An 18,801-nucleotide genomic window follows, 5' to 3' on the forward strand; every position below is an offset into this window, starting at 1 on the left:
TCTATGATCGGACTATCTATATTCATGAATTGTTGACATAGATAAGTATACTACAATACGATATGTTTGCTAGTAACTAGAATCCACCAATACTTCACAACGTGCCTCTTAACAAGCTTAAATCCTCTTCCATCCACGTCCGACTCATTTCCAATTCGTTAAGATCAGCGACCAGTGATTGCACCTGTTCACGTAGCACCTCTGGTTTATCCGTCCCCTCAAAGAAGCGACTCATAAAATGAAGGAACACATCTATTTTGCGCAGACGCATAAGTACAGGAATCGCAGCAATTTCTTCTGGGAACAGACTAACTTTGTTGCCAAAGCCAGTACAGAATTGCCGCACGGCTTCTATTTCTTCTTTATGACCTAGAAGTCCCGAGATAATGACCGCTGGTTCCATAGCCCTAACATCGAGCGTGCAGAATTCAAAATCAAGCAATGCAATAACCTCATCGGTATCATCCCCATGGACCAGCAGATTGGATTCATTAAGATCACCGTGTACAAGTTGCTGCGGCAGCTTCTCCAGACCTGCAAGCGAATCACAGATTTCCTTGTAAGCTACTCCTAGTGTGTGCAGCTCCTGGCGCAGATCATCAAATGCTTCCGACGGATTTTCACAAAAATCAAAGACGATCTCACGAGTACATATTGGATACGAATTCTGCAACTCATAATACGGTCGATAAGCAGGCGATATCCCCGGAGTGATCGTCGCAAGTGTAGCTGACAGCTCTCCCGCCACTTCACCGAATGAATAAGCTATGATCGCACTACTCTCCTTCGGAGATACGCCTTCAATATATTCGAAGAGACATGCGAACCGTTCACTACCATCCTCCACCTTTACAATCGTCTCACCAGTCAACGTTTTGATAGGAACAGGAATCTTAAAACCCAGCGATTCATGTTGAAGCAACTCTAACACAGCATGCTCAAATTCAATCTTTTCAGAGTCCCTATGCGTATCATAACAACGAAGCACAGAGCTCCGTTCTTTATTCTCAATAAAATAAGTGGTGTTGTTCCAGCCCCCTACTCCCTCACGGATGGAACCACTCCACATGGGCCAATACATCCTCAGCATGGCTTCTATCATTGACTCAACCCTTTCATGCTCACTATATTATCCATTATTCCTGAAAAAACTTGCACAGTAAAGAGACTAAACACCTTAAATAAGCGCTTGAATGAATAATAATTGAATGGGTCGTTAAAGTTTTTCCAATAGCCGATGTGATAAGAACCAAACAATGTATAAAGTAAGGATCGACTATCTCCCCTTTGTCAGAGAGCCCTGAACGTTACGCTGATAGAAAGAATAAGCTACAACAAATAAGCTCAAGAGAATATCCACGAGCTTATTTGTTCATTTACACAAACACCTCATCGTAATCCCGAATTACCTTTTTGGGTGATGTGAATTCAATACGCTCACATTAACGGAAGGTGAGGTATTCCTTTTGACCTTGCGCTGATTGCATCGCCGCAAACTTGCTGGGCATGATACCAACCTTGGCTTTAAATGTTCTGCTGAACAAATGAATGCTTGAGAAGCCAGTCTCTTCTGCAATCTCAGTCAAGGTCTGCTCCCCCTGAATGATCCTGATTTTGGCCTGCTCGATTCTGATATGCTTAAGAAAATTATGAATGGTTATCCCCAACTGGGTCTTAAACAAGTACGACAGATGGTTAGGAGTAACACCGACATGTCTGCTTATGGACTCATTGCTTAAATGTGGGTCTGGATAGCACTCATGGATGAAGTGAATGGCCTTTTCAATCATAGGCCACCCCTTAGTCATCTTCCCTTCTGTTTCTTGGGACTGGGTTTGATTCTTGAAGAACAAATATAATAACTCCAGGCAGATTGACTTCATCATTAAGGAGTTCCTCGACGCTTGGTCCGAGATTTCTTTATGCATTTGCAAAAATCTTTTTTTCAATTCGATTCTATCCACTAACTGTAAGTGAGATAATGGATGAATATATGCAAGTTGCATTTCTCTTTCTACAATATTGTGTGCTATCTCCTTGGATACACTTACGTTCCTCGATGAGCTTCTAAGCTCATCATAATACAAGTCAAAATGAAAAATGTATTGTATCAACGGAAGCGTTGAAGTGGATTTAATAATATGAGGCATAAATGGATGCATCAGCAGCACATCCCCTTCTTTAGCCAAATACCTCACACCATTCAAGAAAAACTCGGCCTCTCCTTGCTCGATATAGGTGTAGACATGATCATAATCCATCCACTCCCCGGTTAGGGAGAACGATTTCATGATTCTACCTGCCCTGACATATGGGGAAATACAGTTCATCCATGACTCATTCACCCAAATTCCCTCCTCACTTCACAGCTTGCCCGTCCGTGAGAGCTATTCAGCCTTTAACCGAAATCTTTAGTTGCTCCTCTATAAAATCACGGCATATTTCCATGCTATGATACGGTGTATTCGTCGATTCGTCTACTTCGAGCGTAACCCAGCCGGTATAGCAGATTTCCTTCAATGTTTCTATTATACTCGAGAAATCGACAGAACCTCTTCCCAACTCACAAAAAAAAGGAAGCTGTTCATGTTCCGCCAACATTGGGAAATCAGCCCTGGTTGCATCTTTTGAGGTCAGATCTTTGAGATGAACATATGCTATTCTGTCTTGATATTGTCTTATTATTACTGCTGGGTCCATGCCCGCTCCAAGTAAATGAGCCGAATCCGGCGCAAAAAATACAACTTCCGAATCTGCCATACTCATCACAACTTCCAACTCGCCCTCATCCTGCAGTTCCGTCCACAAATGTGGATGGATGCAGGCCTTCACCCCTAATTCATAGGTTCTCTTGGCCACTTCATTAATCGTAACCGCGGCAATCTTCAGTTCTTCCAGCGTTGTTGGATGATTACGGATGCCACCTGGACCCAACACGAGGATATCTGCACCACATTTTGCTATGACTTTGGCTAAGCGTACATTGTAATCTATGATGTTGTCACGGTCAGTCAGGCTTCCAAAGCTTTGATTCTGACCTCCGGAAGCACCGCCGTATAAAGCGGTCATCACAAGCCCGTAATCGGCCAAGATCTCTTTTAATTGTTCCGGATTTTCTTCGTATTGAAGTGCAAAAGACGCCCACGGTTCAATCCCTCTGTAACCCAGCATTGAAACTTCCTCCAACGCCTTGACGTGCTCTTGTCCCCAAGTGATCGTGTGTGCAGCTATTTTACCTTTGAAATTAGTCATCCATAATTCCCCTTTGAAGTCCATCAATACAATCTTATGGAATTAAGTCACTTTTTTGTTGCCGAGTCAACTTTACAGCGATGCAAAAACTTTATCAAAACCAGTCTGTGATCGGACAAATAATTCGAGTGAACTCTCGGATGAGGCTGGTGCCAACACCTCTTGGGCAACTACTCCAGTGTAGCCGATCTTTTTCAAACTTCTCAAAAATCCGATCAGATCAATCGTGCCTTCGCCAGGATACAACCGATCAGAATCCAGCAGTTTCTCAATCGGCAGCGGCTTGGCATCATTAATGTGGACATACGTAATTTGTTCGGGTTTTAATTTCAGCAGATCTTCAGGGTTCAGCCCATTTGTGTGGAAATGATAGGAATCCAATAAAAGGCCGACATTTCTCACCTTGATAGCTTCCATCCACTCCAGCGTATCTTCCATCGTCCAAATTGTCGGATTAGCCCACTGCGTACGCAAATGATGAGGGCCCACAAACTCCAGAGCCAAAGAGATGCCATAAGCTCCTAATATATCCGCGCATAACCTTAATCTTCTCGTCGCTGCAATCATGAACGGTGCTACTGGAAGATCCGTAGAAGGTAAAATGTAAGTGCAGCATGTGGTGCAATTCAGTGCAGCTGCTGCCTCCGCCATCTCGATAAGCGATTTCATCCCCTCTAGGAAACTTGCCTCTGTAGTTCGCCAATCGACCTCTAAACCGAATGAGCCTATCATAACCCCATGGTTTTCCAGTAGCTCAATAGCCCCTTCCTTCCCGTACTCTTGTACCAATTCCAATGGATTCAGATCTACCGATTGAAAGCCGAATTGGCTCGCCGTTCTGATATATTCTTCATTTGAACTGATTTCTCCCAAACCTGCTTTCGTTAATCCTCTAATCATTTCTATTCTCCTCCTATGACCAGTCGAACAGCACGCCATTGTACTGGTCTTTATTCGTTCTTAATCCCTCATAAGCTTCCTTGGATTGCTCTGGCTTGATAACATGGCTAATCAAAGGTTCGATCTCCAGCCTCTTTTGTTCCATAAGCTCAAATACAATACGCGAATTTCGCACCAGGGAGTGCTTCACGAACGGATTGGGCTCCGTTGGATAACGCCATTCATGGGCACCTTTAAATGTGATACAACCCCGGTTATAAAGATGGCAATAATTCAGTACCTCCGTAATATCCGTATTATACTCCCCCCGCGGACTACCCAAAAAAATGATCTCGCCCTGTGTGCCGATATAATTGAGGCTTTCAATCCCAACTTTAGATACACCAGTAGCCTCAATATGGCATGAGACACCTTTGCCATTTGTAATCGCCATAATCTGCTCTTTCACCGTGTTCCCGCTACCATCCAATGTGTAATCTACACCGCATAGATGCGCAGTCCGCATCCTTTCACTGGATATATCCACTCCTATTACAGTAGCGCCCTGCAGGCGTGCCAATTGAGCAGCGAGATTTCCCACAAGTCCAAGACCTGTCACACTTACCTTATCTCCAAGCTCAATGTCCGACACACGGACAGAAGTAAAAGCTACTGTTGCCATTCGAGTAAATGGGACCCATCTCAAATCAAGCCCATCTGGTACTTGAATGATAACATCTGTGGTATTCACGACTTGATATTCACAATGTCCGCCATAATGAAAGACAATATCTCCAACCTGGAAATCCTTGACCCCTTTGCCAGTCTCAATAATTCGGCTAACGCTTGCATAGCCCGGACAAAGCGGAAGCTGGGCCCATTCTTCTTTGCCTGAGAGCATGGCCAGCTCTGTTCCAGGACTGATAAGGGAATATACCAATTTAACGAGTACCTCATTTTCACCTAAGTCCTCGAGAACCAACGTCTCTTCTACCGTCTCGACCTGCAATGGGCTCATAAACATGATCTTTCTATTTTTCACAGTACTTTCACTCCTCATATTCAGTCAACTGTCCTTTTAAATGTATGGCTTTTCAAGAGATTTGTCTTTGACTGCAAAAATGATTTTTTGTCTAAAAATACGATTTTGGCAGTTATCCTTTACATTAAAAAACCTAAATAAAAAAGCCGATTCATCAGGACTATTCCGGCTCCGAAGCTAACTCCCATATATGGACATTTACGATATAGTCGTGCCTAAAGATAATATGCTTCGTCAAATGAATGAGCTCGTAGATCTTTAATTTATCAGATGTGGATATCGTGGATGGCACACATTCAAAGGCGCACTATTGAATAAATCTAGTGAATCCTATGAAACGATCCTCAAAGTGACAGGGCACGCACTTTCAACGCTATACAATCATAGTAAGGCTTACCGTGAAAATGGGAGTTTAAAGGGATAAACAAACTCTTGAATGAGGAAATCAATCGCGTATTATTTGAAGACGAATCCATATCCGTGACTACCAAGCTTTATCCGCCATATCAATGAGACTCCTTCGGCTACTGTTGATCGGCTATGTATTCAATTCTAAAACACTTTTTACCGAGTATATAGCTAAAAATATTTTAGCAAATGGAGAATGGGTAAGTTGATTCTAATGACGACAGCGACGACACTAACGCGGAGTTAGTGTCGTTTAATCTATTCTCGTATGGTTAGCTTTATCTAGTACGAAATAAATGAAAGTTATAGTTTTTCATCATCACTTGGATCATCTGAATCACTGAATAGCTCATGAAGTACTGTCTTCCTATTTTCGAGAAAACGTCTAGTGATGATGTAGTGTAACGTGTCTTCATACCGAATTTCCCCAACGGGGTGTTCATCGAAGTTAAGTATCTGTGCATCTGGGTAACCGAGAAGGATCGGAGAATGAGTTGCTATGATGAACTGGGCTTCATTTTCTAAATCCTTAATGATACGTAATAATGCTAATTGCCGTGCTGGTGAAAGAGCTGCCTCTGGCTCATCGAGTAAATAGATCGCCTTTTTCCCGAAACGATTATGAAAGAGAGATAGAAAAGCCTCGCCATGTGATTGCTCATGTAAGGATTTACCTCCATAATACTTCAAACTCTCCGGCAAAGTATCTAGATGAGATGCAAAGTGATAAAAAGTTTCTGCCCTCAGAAAAAAGCCGTTTGTAATCTTGGGCATCCAAGACAATCGAATATGATCACCCAGGACAGATTGGGAAGCATCTACCTCATAGGTGTTGTTCCTACCTCCACCTGCCGTATTAAACCCACATTGGTAAGCTATGGCTTCCAGGATTGTTGATTTTCCTGAACCATTTTCTCCAACAAGGAAGGTAATATTTGTCTTGAATTCAAGAGTGTCCAGATTCTTTATAGCTAAAATAGAAAACGGATAGTTGCTATGGTTAATTTCATTTTTCCTCATAATCTCTAGACTTCGTAAGAACAAGGTACCCTCTCCCAACCACTTTTCTACAATTCAGAAAATATAATAATTGTAATATACTGACCTTCTTATGTTACCATAGTCCCCTTCTACAATGCGGTTGCAAAGTCATCGTCCTCGATATTCATTGTACAATTTGACATTAAAAAACCGACCTTTCTGTTGGATCCAGAAAAGTCGGTTTTTTGTTCAGTTCATTGTATTATAGAGAGATTTCTTTAACCATTTGCGTTAGTGCTTCGCTGATCGGGGTAACTGGACGACCGAGAACTTTCTCAAAATCATTGCTTTCAACTTCTAATGAACCGTTTCGAATGCTTTCTTGAATCCCTACTACAATTGGAATTACAAAATCAGGTAAACCCAAACCTTTCATGATTTCTTCATATTTCTCGTCATTCACTTGTTGTACAGGAATTTCTTTACCCAATACAACACCGAGAATAGACACGAATTCTTCTTGAGTTAGAAGAGGACCAGAAAGTTCATACACTTTATTGTCGTGACCATGTCCTACAAGAACCGCTGCTGCTACTTCTGCATAATCTTGTTGCAGTGCCCAGCCTACTTTTCCTACTCCAGCAGAAGATACCCATGGAGCACCTGCCAAAGCACCTTGAATGCTTCCAATTTCGTTTTCCAAATACCAATTATTTCGCAAGAATGCATATGGGATACCCGTCTTAATGATGGCTGCTTCCGTCGCAACATGAGGTGGAGCCATCAAATTTGTACTTTCTGTTGCATTGGCTAAGCTTGTATAAGCAATAAATTTAACTCCTGCACGTTCAGCTGCTTTGACAGCATTGGAATGTTGTCGAATTCTTGTTTCATTGTCCCCATCGGCAGATATAATTAATAAGCGTTCGATTCCTGCAAATGCAGTATCCAATGTTTCTGGGCGATCAAAATCTCCCTGACGCACATCCACGCCACGAGCCCTTAAACCTTCCGCCTTCTCAGGGTTGCGAACACTTACAGCTAGTTGTTCTGCTGATAGAGTTTTCAATAAAGTTTCCACGACTTTCGAACCTAATTTCCCAGTTGCTCCTGTTACTAATATTTTCATTTGTCTATTCCTCCAATTTATATTTAATTAATTTTTACATGTATTCATTTCTAATACCTGTATTCATCTTAAATACATCATGAAAATTTGTCAACAGATTTATTACACCTTTTTTATTTTTTACAGAAGATAAGGTATAATACGTTGTAATCAAATTAGATACATGATTATAATGTGAGTTACATTTAAAATGAAAATATAAGGTAGGTGAATGATATGTCCATCAGTACCCGTTTTACCGTTGGTGTTCATATATTAGCTCTTATAGAATTGAATAAAGACGGGATAAGTTCATCAGAGTATTTAGCAGGGAGTGTAAACACAAACCCTTCCTTAATACGAAAAATTATGGGGATGCTTAAAAAAGCGAAGTTAATAGAAGTACAACCGGGTATTGCAGGGGCAAAACTAGCCAAGGAACCATCAAATATAAAATTACTTGACGTTTATAAGGCAGTCGATGTTGTGCAGGATAATGAATTGTTTAGTGTGCATGAACATCCTTCCCCTGATTGCCCTGTGGGCAGGAACATACAAGATTCGATTACTCCTGTGTTGTCAGCGGCTCAATTAGCTTTAGAAAAGGTACTAGGAAATGTGACAATTGAAGATATTGTTAAGGATATTACTGAAAAAGAGAAATTTAATAAAATAATGAATTAATATAAAAAGACATTCTTCTTTTTTTATCAGCAAACAGTGACCGTTATTCATTGAACAAAAAACAAGCCATCCCCTTAGCTCTATCTCAGGGAATGGCTTGTTTTCTTATGCTTTAAGTCTCTCGCACTTCACCACGCTCTGACTCAGCCGTCACTGACGCTATCATAGCACCGCGATTCGCTCCTGGATACGCGGAAACAGCCTAATGGCATTCTCGTAGAATACCTTCTCATGATGCTGCTCCGGCACGAGCCGGCGGATGAATTCCGCATATAGGTCGATCGGCGCGAGCGGCCAGTCGGTTCCGAACAGCATTTTCTCGTAATGATCCGAGTACACGAGCGCCCGGCGGAAATGGTCCATGAACAGCGGTTCGTTCATGAACCGTTCGAAATGGGGACGATCACCGACGACAAGGCCGGACAAATCCGCATAGACGTTAGGATTTTTGGCCACCACTTCGGCGGCGTCCATCACCCAGGGATCACCCAGATGGCAGATCATGAAATTCACGCCACGCTGCTGGTAGGCCAATTCATCTACGGTAAGCGGATGCGAGTACTTGAGCAATCCGTTCATCGAGTAGGTATCGCCAGTATGGATTACCACTGGCATGCCGTACTTAGCAGCCAATTCATAAATCGGCGTGTAGATTTTGTCATAGACGTAATAATGGTAGTAACCAGCATACAGCTTGATCCCCGCTACCTCAGGAGCTTGCAGCCGCGCTTCGATCCGTTCCAGCTCCTCCAGAGCGTGCTTGCCAGCGAGCATGTTCGGATTGATGCCAACACATTCCATTAGGAATGGCGGAACACTGTCTTGCAAATCTAGACCCATCGGGTTGGGTGAACTGGAATCGGGAAACGCCCCCTTCGTCTGCTCGGTGACACCCATTCCAATGCCGAGAATGACGTTGTTCTTGTCAAACTCCGCTTTGAGTCCTGTAGCAGTGTAATCGACTTTGGATAGATCTATCGCTGTTTGATGAAAGCTATCGATGTCTGAGAGATGAATATGAATATCAATAATCGGCATGTGTGGACTCCTTATTGTCGGTAGGACTGGCAAAGGTTAGCTTCAGAAGGTCATAGACATCCTCCGGATTCAGAGTCATTCGACCCAAGACCAGAAAAGTCGGCTGTGTCCAGATGGTTTCCCCATTCTTAAGGGAAAGATGGTGATTCACGCCATGACAGAACACCTTGTTGTTCACATACGCTGATGAGTTCTGATTGGAATAACTATTCACTACATGCAGCATGTTCTGACGAGAAAGCGCGCCGATTCGTAAGAGCCCCTTGGACTGAAGATGGACTTCCAGCTTCCCGAGAAGGAACTTTCCCTCTCCTGGGATCTCCATCCATCCTTCGGAGAAGACAGGCGAAGGTTTGAAGAAATTATCGTCCGAGAGCGAATAATGCGGTAGAACCACGCCACTTTCGTTGGTCACCGAATGCAGCACACAAAGAACAGGGACACCGGGCAGCATGAGGTAATGCTGGTTTATCGTGATCCCTCGATTCGCTTCCTGCTTCTCGATGACAGTGGTCATTCGGAGTCCCTTCCAGATGTTACCGTGCATATCCGCCCGCTCGGCCCAAGTCGCATTTCTTGGCTCCTGCTGTCGGCTGAAGCCACTCATGCCGGGGATACCCACGCCAAGTCCGCCATACCAGGGATTCCACCAGGAACGAGGGGCCGCTTCCGGATATGAACTGTCCAGCCATTCTTCGCCTTGATGCTTCAGGGAATGCACGACGCTACCGAAGCCGGGGGCTGCCGCTATGGAGAGGACTCCGTTGTTCACCGTATATACGGGACCTGCCGCATCCTCCTCTATCTCGCAAACAACGCTTGCTTCCGTTTGAGGAAACCAAAGAGCCGACCGCTCTTGAACCCGATCCTCACCGTGATAGATGGCCCGGACCTTACAACCGGATTCGCCATTTCCCAGATCTTGCTTTTCCTCGGAGGAGAACTCAAAGTTCGCAGAACGAAGGTCCCGCTCCCTTAGCAACTTCATGTCGGCAACCTTTCGATCCGTTCCCTCACCGTTTTGCACATAAAGTTCCAAGCTACCAGCGAGCGGAACCATCTTTCTTTCGATAAGTTCAACGTTCAAAATCCCCGCCACGAAGGGATTTCCGCCGCCAAGCACCAGTTCGAGATGATCGTCCAGCACCGGTACGACCGGGTTACGCTGCTTCCGGGCGAAGGTGCGGAAATCCCACCACTTGGCAAAGGTGTTCAGTGCAAACACGGTCGCCTTCGTCCGCACGACGGCTCCAGCGGAAATTCGGCCAAGATCATGCTCCAGCCCAAGCGGGTATTCCGGGCGAAGTAGCTTCAGGGAAGGGTCCCAACAAATACCGCAAGCAAAGTCCTTTTCCTTGCTAAACAGCCAGTTCTCCGTGATCTGCGCATAGTCCCAAAGGTTCGGATCGCTAGAATATTCGTCGGCCATATCCACATACTGGCCCTGATATGGCAAGATGAGTCGGTTGCCGAAGAAACCGAAATTCGTCAGGAGATACATGTTCTCTTCCAGCTCTTTGCTACTAGTGTTGCAGATTTCATGATGAAATTCGGCGATGCCACTTGCGAACAACTTGGCCACCGACTTTATTTGCAGACCTGGGAAGTCATCCGACTCGTAGAGGGCTTCAAGAACTTGGCTCTCCCCTTCCGAGTAAATTTTCACTTCTTTGGCCTGCTTCTTGGAGAATTCTTCTGCAAACGGTTTGCCCAGCTTCGGATAGTTCCACCAGAAACTGTGGTGCGAGCCAGGATATTCGATCCACATGTTATTATCGAGCTTGTTGAGATGGAGGGAGAATGCGCCGTTCACGGCGACCCACTGGTCCCCGTTTTCCCCACCGAAGCGACCATGCCTTCCCTTCATCAGGACGGACAGCTTGCTTGTGAAGGCAACCCCCTTCCTATCCGCCGGAACGGCCGTCACCTCAACCTCCCGTGAGTAGAGTCCGTAGGACCGCAAGGTGAATGATACCGGGATAGATGCTTTGCATTTAGCTGGAACTGTGAATCGTACTACAGGCTCGGCCCATTCCACAGATCCATCCTCTGGCCATACAAAAGCGAACTCCGCTTCCGAGTCAAAATTATTCTCCACGTTCAGATAGAGCTCGGCCGGAATACCCGGATAAAGCTCACTGACTGGCAACACCATCTTCATCTTTACCGGGAATTTAGGAGCGATACCTATATGGAACTCGGCCCGCTTGCCACCGATAACCCATTGGCTCTTGACAACGGGATGGGTCTTCATATCATTCTGCTCCTCACGGATCGGGTCAAGCTCGAATTCCCCCTCCACGATGACCGTTTCTCCCGGAGCGATCTTTTTGACAGCGTTCAGCGCAAAACGGATACTCTTGTCGTCCTCCCCCTTGATCTCAATCGCCAGCTCGGAAGCCGAGCAGTTCTTGATGCGATAGCGAACATTGTAGCCACAACCGAACACAAGATCGTGATCGTCGATTTCGGTGGAAATTGTATAATCAGGAGTGTCGAGAGCTGTCAGCCCGCGACCAGTCTTTTCGAATTCCGCTCGCACGGAGAGATCTCCCTTACTCCAGGTGTAATCAAAGTAATCGAAGCCGCGCACCCGGCGACCATCCGGCTCGATAAGGAGCTCGCGAGTGCTGTCTGCATACCAATCCAGCACCTCAAAATAAGGAGTAAGTACTTCGGTTTGCAATACGGTCGGAATGAAGTTCATCAGGTGGACGTAATCTTCATTTTTTTCCCAGAAGAACCCGCACTTCTTATACATGGGCACGGCTTTGGTGTTGCCTGCCCAAGTAAATAGATCCAGCCGTGGCCACTCCGCTTCCACTGTCTTGCGGACAGCATTCAAGATTAGATTACGACCGACCTTGTAACCGTGATAATCGGGTCGAACATTCAACAGCGGTACATACAAAGCCCCTTCATCTTGACGGTAATGGGCGAAACTGCAGAAGCCAATAACCTCTTTGCCATCGACGGCGAGAAACTCATGAAGATTGGACGAAGTCTCCATCTCCCGGCGCACAGTCTCCTCCGTCCTCTGCTTGGTGCCGCCTCCCCAACTTTCGTTGCTAAGATTCCACATATCAGCGACCGCTCCAGCGTAGGAAGGATCGTATTCGATAATTCGGATTTGTTCTGCGGTATCATTTGTGGTCATGCTCTCATCTCCTGATCTTCATCTAAAGGTATGTACTCTTACAGTGTTATACACAAAAGCCTCTTCAATGGCTAAACCTAACATTTAAAAATAGCTACACCAAATCACTTTATCTGCATTAACTCCAAGATTTGATGTTACTTCTATAGTGTCACCACGATGAAGACAAAACTTCATCTTTAAACCTCCCTCAAAAATAGAGTGCTGTTTCATGCCATAGGTTATTCTGATAGACTCTATAAGCAGTACACTTATCATACTATAAAATGGAAGTATTTAACTACGGATTAAATACTTTAAAATAAAATCTACCACCGCTACATTACTATCATTACTAAATACTTGAGCCTTTAATAAAGTCTTATTTAAAGTCTTATACATATTCAAAATACTGCGCACTATGAATTATTCCCTAGATAGATAAGAACACAGGTTTATTCACTTCTACTGCTTTGGCAAATGCCTCTTCACCCCATCGATACCAGTTCACTGGATTGTTTGCATAGCTTTCCGTATTTTACGGAACGTATTGGGCAAAATCTCAGATGATCTGTCTCCACTCGGGGACAGGCATTTATTAATATAATTTACACAAAAGATTTGACAACCTCCGAAAAATCAAAAAGAATAGACCGCCCTCATCCAAGGTAGCGATCTAAAAAAGATGTCATCATTTTAATGAACATTTTATATGCCTTCATTCCTATAAATACTGCACCCCGTCGCAAGAATTAATTTCCAGAAACGGGGACACGGTATCCAGACAAATATATTGAAGTCTTCCGTTCACCGGGGATTTGGGTTCAATCCACTTTTGCAACCGCTTATAAAGATGAAACCGTATTAGTTAACTTTGGTAAATAACCATTTCTGCGCATCCGTTCCGTTGTCTGTCCATTGCTGGATCGCTGCTCCATCTGCCTTTGAAGATCCGGCTATGTCCACTACTAATCCACTCACTTTGGAAACAAGCTTGTAATAACCGCCTCCCACATCAACTATACTCCACCTTTGGGCATTGGTACCATTGTCATCCCATTGCTGCAGCTGTACGCCGCTGGAAGTTGAGGAGTTTGGCACATCCAACACTTTTCCACTGTGTACTGCCGTAAGCTTATAGTATCCATCCCCCGTACTCTCCACCTTGAATTTCTGATTATTGGCACTGTAATTGGTCCACTGCTGAATTTTAGCTCCGCTCGCCGTGGAAATATCCACTACATCTAGCACCTTGTCGCTGGTCTTGGCACCTAAGGTGTAAATACCTCCGCTAACGATGCTGGACGAAGAGGCGGCCTGATACACACGTACATAGTCAACCAGCATTTGCGCCGGGAATGAGGTTGAACTATTGGGACTTCCGGGCCAATTTCCACCCACGGCTAGATTTAGCAGAATGAAGAATGGCTTTTGGAATTCCTCCGTGTTTCCAGTTCCATTCTCGATATAGAAAGCATTAAACTGGGTGCCGTCCACAAACCACTTTATATAATTCGCATCCCACTCAATGCTGTACACATGGTACTGGGAAAAATCAAGATTTCCGGAAACTTGTCCGTATTCGGCGTGCCCATTAGCATCCCAGTGCACAGTGCCATTGACATTGGAATTATTGTTTACACGTTCCATAATGTCCGTTTCCCCGCTTTTGGGCCAACCCACCGAATCAATATTCGTTCCCAGCATCCAAAACGCCGGCCATAGTCCCTGTCCTGAGGGCAGCTTGATTCTTGCTTCGATTTTTCCATAGGTAAAACTTTTCAATCCCTGTGTCTTTATCCGTGCGGAGGTATAATTCATACCCCCATAGGATTCCTTTTGCGCCGTAATGACGAGATTCCCACCTGTAACCTGCAGATTCTGCGTACGGTTGGTATAATATTGTAGCTCATTGTTTCCCCAGCCACCGCTTCCAGTACCAACTTCGGCCTTCCAATTTGCAGTATTCAGGGAAGTTCCATCGAATTCGTCGCTCCATGCCAAATTCCAGCTTGAATCTGCACTTGATTTGGTAGTGGGTAGAACAGTTATCACGAGTATGAACACCAAAAATAGACTTAGCACTTTTCCTCTTTTCAACATCATTTTCCTCTCCTTTTCAAATGATATTTTAATAACTTAGGAATGCATAAGACAATATTTTGCCCATGATGAGCCCTTTAGACATCACCTCTCATATTTCATGATTATTTCAATGCACGCCGCGCGGTCGCGCATTTGAAACCGGATTGATATGTAACCGAAACTTATGGTTTGCAGAGAAGGTTTTCCACACTGATCATTTCCCTTAACAGTTATATTTATATTTGATAGCGCTGTCATTTCCTTTTTTACCTAATTATATACTTGTTCACTTCCTTTTCACACCTAAAATTGGTTATTTTTCAATATAAGTATCGTTTTTATTGTTCCTTAGTCGCAAAGAACACGATTATTTTCCCACAGAAATGCTATAGAATGGTTACATGATCATCACGGAAAAATCCAAAGAGCTTGATACTACAGGTAAGGGATCCATCCGAATACAGTATGTTCAAATGAACTATTATACGAGTATTACAAGCAAAACAGTAAAATGTACAAGCAAAAGCAAACGAAGAAGCCCCCCCTCTCCAAAAAGTCTAACGAATGCTATTGTAAAGTTATAGACTTTGTTAAGCTAACGGGCAGGTTAGTGTAATAAAACTTGATCAATTGTGGTACTATTATTAAAATAACTTCCAAAAGTGGTGATTTCATGAAATTTGTTTTGATATTTGGTCCGCAGGCAGTAGGTAAAATGACAGTGGGGCATGAACTGGAAATGATATCTGATTTAAAATTGTTCCACAACCATATGACGATAGAATTGCTGGCTCCTTATTTTGGCTTCAGTCGTGAAATGTGGGGATTAGCGAATAAATTCCGTCAGGATATATTTGAAGCGACCGCCGCCAGTAATATGTATGGAATGATATTCACATATGTATGGGGATTCGATTTGCAGTGCGATTGGGATTACGTCGATAAAATTTGTAAAATATTTGAGGATCAAGGTGCGGATGTCTATTTTGTTGAGCTTGAAGCCGATCTTGAGGAGAGAATAGAGCGTAACAAGACTCCCCATAGACTTGAACATAAACCAACAAAGAGAGATATCACACGCTCTGAACAGGATCTAACACAGACAATGGAGCAACACCGATTGAACTCGTTAGAGGGAGAAATTAAAAAAGAAAACTATTTGAAAATAAACAATACGAAAATCAACGCTCGTGAAGTTGCTGAAATCATAAAAAATAGATTCGCTTTATAACGATTCTTGTTGAACTCCCATGAAAATTAAATCTGCAGTTACTGTAAAAAGGCAAACGTAAATAAGACGCGGTTCATTCATTTTTTTTGAAGGTCACAGCACCCGAGATAAGGAATATTGGTATATTAATGAATTAAGAGACTTCTGCAATAGTTACAGAATAACCTAAGTTTTCTAGTCGTCGAACTGCGTATTTCACAATAGATTGTTGCTTCTGTTTGTCAAAATAATCTTCGCCTAGATCTACATACATTTCTTCACGTGTTAAAAGATAGTAGGCTATTCTTAACATAGCATGCGCGACAGAGATCGCTGCCCGTTTCCTTCCTTTTCGCGCTGCCGTTCGTCTATACATGGCACCAAGATAGTTCTTTGACGCTGCAACAGAATGAGCTGCTTCAACTAAGGCGGACTTCAGATATTTATTTCCATTTTTAGCTTTAGCAGATTTCCTCTTTCCTGCACTTTCGTTATGCCCAGGTACAAGTCCAGCCCATGAGCATAAATGCGCAGCACTGGGAAACTGCTTCTTAATATTGGTCCCAATTTCCGCTAAGATTTGTTCTGCCATTCGAGTAGCTATTCCAGGAATTGAATCTAAACGTTCGACATTGTCATGAAAAGGGACTACCCTCGTAGCGACTTCCTGATCTAATATTACGATCTGTTCACTTAAAAAATCAATGTGAGTTAAAATGGTCCTAATCATCAGCCGTTGGTGAGGGTTTACATAGCCTTGTAGAGCAAGTTCAAGTTCATCCTTCTTTCGTTTCATGGTACGTCTAGCGAAGTTCGCTAGTTTCTCAGGATCATCTTCACCATCAGCAATGGCACGGAGCATATCACGAGAGGAGACACCCATAATATCTGACACAACAGAGCTGAGCTTAATATTGGCTCCTTCTAACACTTTTTGAATTCGGTTGTGTTGTCTAGCCCTTTCTTCAATGATACTACGACGATATCGAACAAGTTCTCGAAGCTCCCGTTGATTTCGATCTGGAATGAAACTTGCTTTAAGTAGCCCATGACGTAGAAGCTTTGCAATCCATTCTGAATCTTTGACATCTGTTTTACGTCCAGGCAAAGCTTTCATATGCTGAGCATTTACCACTAGAAATTCAATACCTTCAGCTTCAAGTAAATTAACAATAGGTTTCCAAAATACGCCGGTGCTTTCCATAGCAACGTGAGTACACTCATGCTGTTTAATCCAATCAATTAATTGTAATAGAAACACCGTTTTAGTTGAAAACGTTTGAATCTCCTTTCCCTTCGACGTTAGAATACATGCTGTAATGTTATCCTTATGAATATCCATACCACATGCTCGTTCAATAACGATTTCCATCTTAAAAATATCCTCTCTATGGCTAAATTAGAAAGAGGCTGGTGCAACAATCAGAGTAGGATTAATCTCCCATGAGTGCTTCCCAATAGATAGGGAGCGACAATCTGTGATGCACCGTGATCGTTGGAGTCAGACTAACGGATGGGCTCTAAGGCACCATAGTTCATCGACCTTCCTCTCCCAGCCATAGTAGCAGTATTGACAGATATAACCATTTTCATCATCTGTGGTGCGGCGCTTGCGCTGCATGTATGACTAAAACCAGCTAATATCTTGTCAATATATTTCTCTTAAATTTTTTTAGCTCTAGCGTTATACTAAAAGGGCATGCGTAATAACCTTCCTATTTTTGCTGGAAGGCTTTTCTTCTAGATGATTGTTTTGGATTCTAGACAATATCTAAAAAAGGTTCTTTACGTGTCAAAACGGCAAAAATCCAATGGAGTAGCTTGTTCATGCAAGCAATGATTGCTACTCGGTAGGGTTTTCCCTCACTACGTTTCTTATCATAGAATGCTCTTAACTTCTTGCTTCCAGAACGTCTAATCCCGCACAAAACAGCAAGATACAAGGTATGCCGTAGTCGTTTGGAGCCACGTTTCGTGATTCGATTTGTCGTTGCCGTAAATTTTCCGGATGAATATACACTCGGATCAATACCTGCAAAGGCGACTAGCTTCTTCGGATGATTAAACCGATGGATTTCCCCGATTTCAGATAAAACCGTTGCCGCGATTTTATTGCCAATACCGGGAATCGATTGGATAATTGAATATTCTTCTACTACAGTAGCAAGGGCATCAATCTGCTCTTCCAAATAGGCTAGATGCACTTGATACTGAAGCAGTAAATCCACGTATAAATTAAGGCTAATGAGGTGGCTCTGATACGTTATTTTCTGAAAGGGATTGCTAATCGCTGCAACCATAATGAGCGATGCCTTTTCTTCTGCCCAACGGTCAGAACGGCTTGGGCAAAGACATGCAATTCGATCCGTGAGCTTGGCTTCTCCAGATTTTATAATGATCTCGGACGTGGGAAATTCCTTTAACAGAAGCAGTGAAATTCTAGAATAGAGATCACCGAAGATACCTCGATATTCCGGAAAGACTTGATCTAAGACGGCTTGGAATTGCAATTTAGCTTGAACATACATATCCGTGATGGACTCAAACTGCCTCGTTAAATGACGAAGATCTAAGAGCTGAATGTCCCTCTGTTTGTGAACCTCGAACTCCTCTTTGTAATACAGTTCACAGAGCTGGTAGGCATCTACCGCGTCTGTTTTCACCTTGCGTAGACTAGATTTCTTCGCTTGATGAGAAATGAGTGGATTCACAACAATGAATTGGATTTCTTGTTCTTTAAGGAACTGAATGACTGCTTCGTGATAATGTCCTGTTGATTCTAAAATGACAGCAGGAGAAACCCCAGTATCCGTTTGAAGGGTCTTGACCATGTTGAATAACTCCTCTAGCCCTTCCTGCGTATGAAGAAAGGAGAAGCTTTTACCGTAAGGTTGCCCTTTATTTAAGAATGCTTGACCTTCGCTTTGACCTTTTGAAATATCCAGACCAATGACTGGATGCATCATATTCTTCATCCT

14 protein-coding genes and 1 pseudogene are annotated in these 18,801 nt (G+C 43.4%); 2 read left to right on the top strand and 13 right to left on the bottom strand.

The genetic code is table 11. The features are described 5' to 3' along the window. Positions 1–94: 94 nt before the first annotated feature. The 7 genes from ACP8HI_RS10280 to ACP8HI_RS10310 all read right to left on the bottom strand — a co-directional run bounded on the left by ACP8HI_RS10280 (position 95) and on the right by ACP8HI_RS10310 (position 7,691). The gene (locus ACP8HI_RS10280) at positions 95–1,099 is read right to left on the bottom strand and encodes a phosphotransferase enzyme family protein (RefSeq protein WP_438351774.1); all 1,005 of its coding nucleotides are present in this window, start codon (positions 1,097–1,099) and stop codon (positions 95–97) included. Positions 1,100–1,442: 343 nt separating this feature from the next. Further along, the gene (locus ACP8HI_RS10285) at positions 1,443–2,345 is read right to left on the bottom strand and encodes an AraC family transcriptional regulator (RefSeq protein WP_438350993.1); all 903 of its coding nucleotides are present in this window, start codon (positions 2,343–2,345) and stop codon (positions 1,443–1,445) included. A gap of 46 nt (positions 2,346–2,391) precedes the next feature. Beyond that, complete coding sequence (locus tag ACP8HI_RS10290; RefSeq protein ID WP_438350994.1) at positions 2,392–3,252, bottom strand: sugar phosphate isomerase/epimerase family protein; 861 nt, start codon at positions 3,250–3,252, stop codon at positions 2,392–2,394. Positions 3,253–3,324: 72 nt separating this feature from the next. After that, the gene (locus ACP8HI_RS10295) at positions 3,325–4,152 is read right to left on the bottom strand and encodes a sugar phosphate isomerase/epimerase family protein (protein ID WP_438350995.1); all 828 of its coding nucleotides are present in this window, start codon (positions 4,150–4,152) and stop codon (positions 3,325–3,327) included. Positions 4,153–4,165: 13 nt separating this feature from the next. Then, positions 4,166–5,173 carry a zinc-dependent alcohol dehydrogenase gene (locus tag ACP8HI_RS10300; RefSeq protein WP_438350996.1) on the bottom strand — a complete coding sequence of 336 codons (1,008 nt, stop codon included), beginning with the start codon at positions 5,171–5,173 and terminating at the stop codon, positions 4,166–4,168. A 711-nt stretch (positions 5,174–5,884) separates the two neighbouring features. Then, positions 5,885–6,625, bottom strand: coding sequence for an AAA family ATPase (locus tag ACP8HI_RS10305; RefSeq protein WP_438350997.1), 741 nt, complete (start codon positions 6,623–6,625; stop codon positions 5,885–5,887). Between the two features lie 199 nt (positions 6,626–6,824). After that, complete coding sequence (locus ACP8HI_RS10310; protein WP_438350998.1) at positions 6,825–7,691, bottom strand: SDR family oxidoreductase; 867 nt, start codon at positions 7,689–7,691, stop codon at positions 6,825–6,827. Positions 7,692–7,907: 216 nt separating this feature from the next. Between ACP8HI_RS10310 and ACP8HI_RS10315 the strand changes: the two genes are divergently transcribed. Then, positions 7,908–8,354: an Rrf2 family transcriptional regulator gene (locus tag ACP8HI_RS10315; RefSeq protein WP_438350999.1), complete on the top strand. Its 447-nt coding sequence runs from the start codon at positions 7,908–7,910 to the stop codon at positions 8,352–8,354. 162 nt (positions 8,355–8,516) lie between these two features. On the opposite strand, the gene ACP8HI_RS10320 is transcribed toward ACP8HI_RS10315, so the two are convergent. The 4 genes and pseudogenes from ACP8HI_RS10320 to ACP8HI_RS10335 form a co-directional block, all read right to left on the bottom strand. Next, a complete protein-coding gene (locus ACP8HI_RS10320) occupies positions 8,517–9,392 on the bottom strand; it encodes an amidohydrolase family protein (protein ID WP_438351000.1) in 876 nt (291 codons plus the stop codon). Next, positions 9,379–12,549 (bottom strand): GNAT family N-acetyltransferase, encoded by a 3,171-nt coding sequence (locus tag ACP8HI_RS10325; RefSeq protein ID WP_438351001.1) that lies wholly within the window; start codon positions 12,547–12,549, stop codon positions 9,379–9,381. Before ACP8HI_RS10325 ends, ACP8HI_RS10320 begins: the two co-directional genes overlap by 14 nt. A gap of 412 nt (positions 12,550–12,961) precedes the next feature. Beyond that, positions 12,962–13,045, bottom strand: a pseudogene (locus ACP8HI_RS10330) (DUF255 domain-containing protein); the annotation flags it as partial. A gap of 347 nt (positions 13,046–13,392) precedes the next feature. Then, the gene (locus ACP8HI_RS10335) at positions 13,393–14,631 is read right to left on the bottom strand and encodes an RICIN domain-containing protein (RefSeq protein WP_438351775.1); all 1,239 of its coding nucleotides are present in this window, start codon (positions 14,629–14,631) and stop codon (positions 13,393–13,395) included. A gap of 655 nt (positions 14,632–15,286) precedes the next feature. On the opposite strand from ACP8HI_RS10335, the gene ACP8HI_RS10340 reads away from it, so the two are divergent. Next, positions 15,287–15,844 carry an AAA family ATPase gene (locus ACP8HI_RS10340; protein WP_438351002.1) on the top strand — a complete coding sequence of 186 codons (558 nt, stop codon included), beginning with the start codon at positions 15,287–15,289 and terminating at the stop codon, positions 15,842–15,844. Positions 15,845–15,977: 133 nt separating this feature from the next. Here the strand turns inward: ACP8HI_RS10340 and ACP8HI_RS10345 are convergent, their stop codons facing one another. Both ACP8HI_RS10345 and ACP8HI_RS10350 read right to left on the bottom strand, forming a co-directional pair. Next, on the bottom strand, positions 15,978–17,195 hold the full coding sequence (locus tag ACP8HI_RS10345; RefSeq protein ID WP_438351003.1) for an IS110 family transposase: 1,218 nt from the start codon (positions 17,193–17,195) through the stop codon (positions 15,978–15,980). A 388-nt stretch (positions 17,196–17,583) separates the two neighbouring features. Then, positions 17,584–18,786: an IS110 family transposase gene (locus tag ACP8HI_RS10350; RefSeq protein ID WP_438351776.1), complete on the bottom strand. Its 1,203-nt coding sequence runs from the start codon at positions 18,784–18,786 to the stop codon at positions 17,584–17,586. Between the last annotated feature and the right edge of the window lie 15 nt (positions 18,787–18,801).

Origin of the sequence: Paenibacillus sp. FA6 (genome assembly GCF_051550225.1) — a bacterium.
GTDB lineage: Bacteria > Bacillota > Bacilli > Paenibacillales > Paenibacillaceae > Paenibacillus_AQ.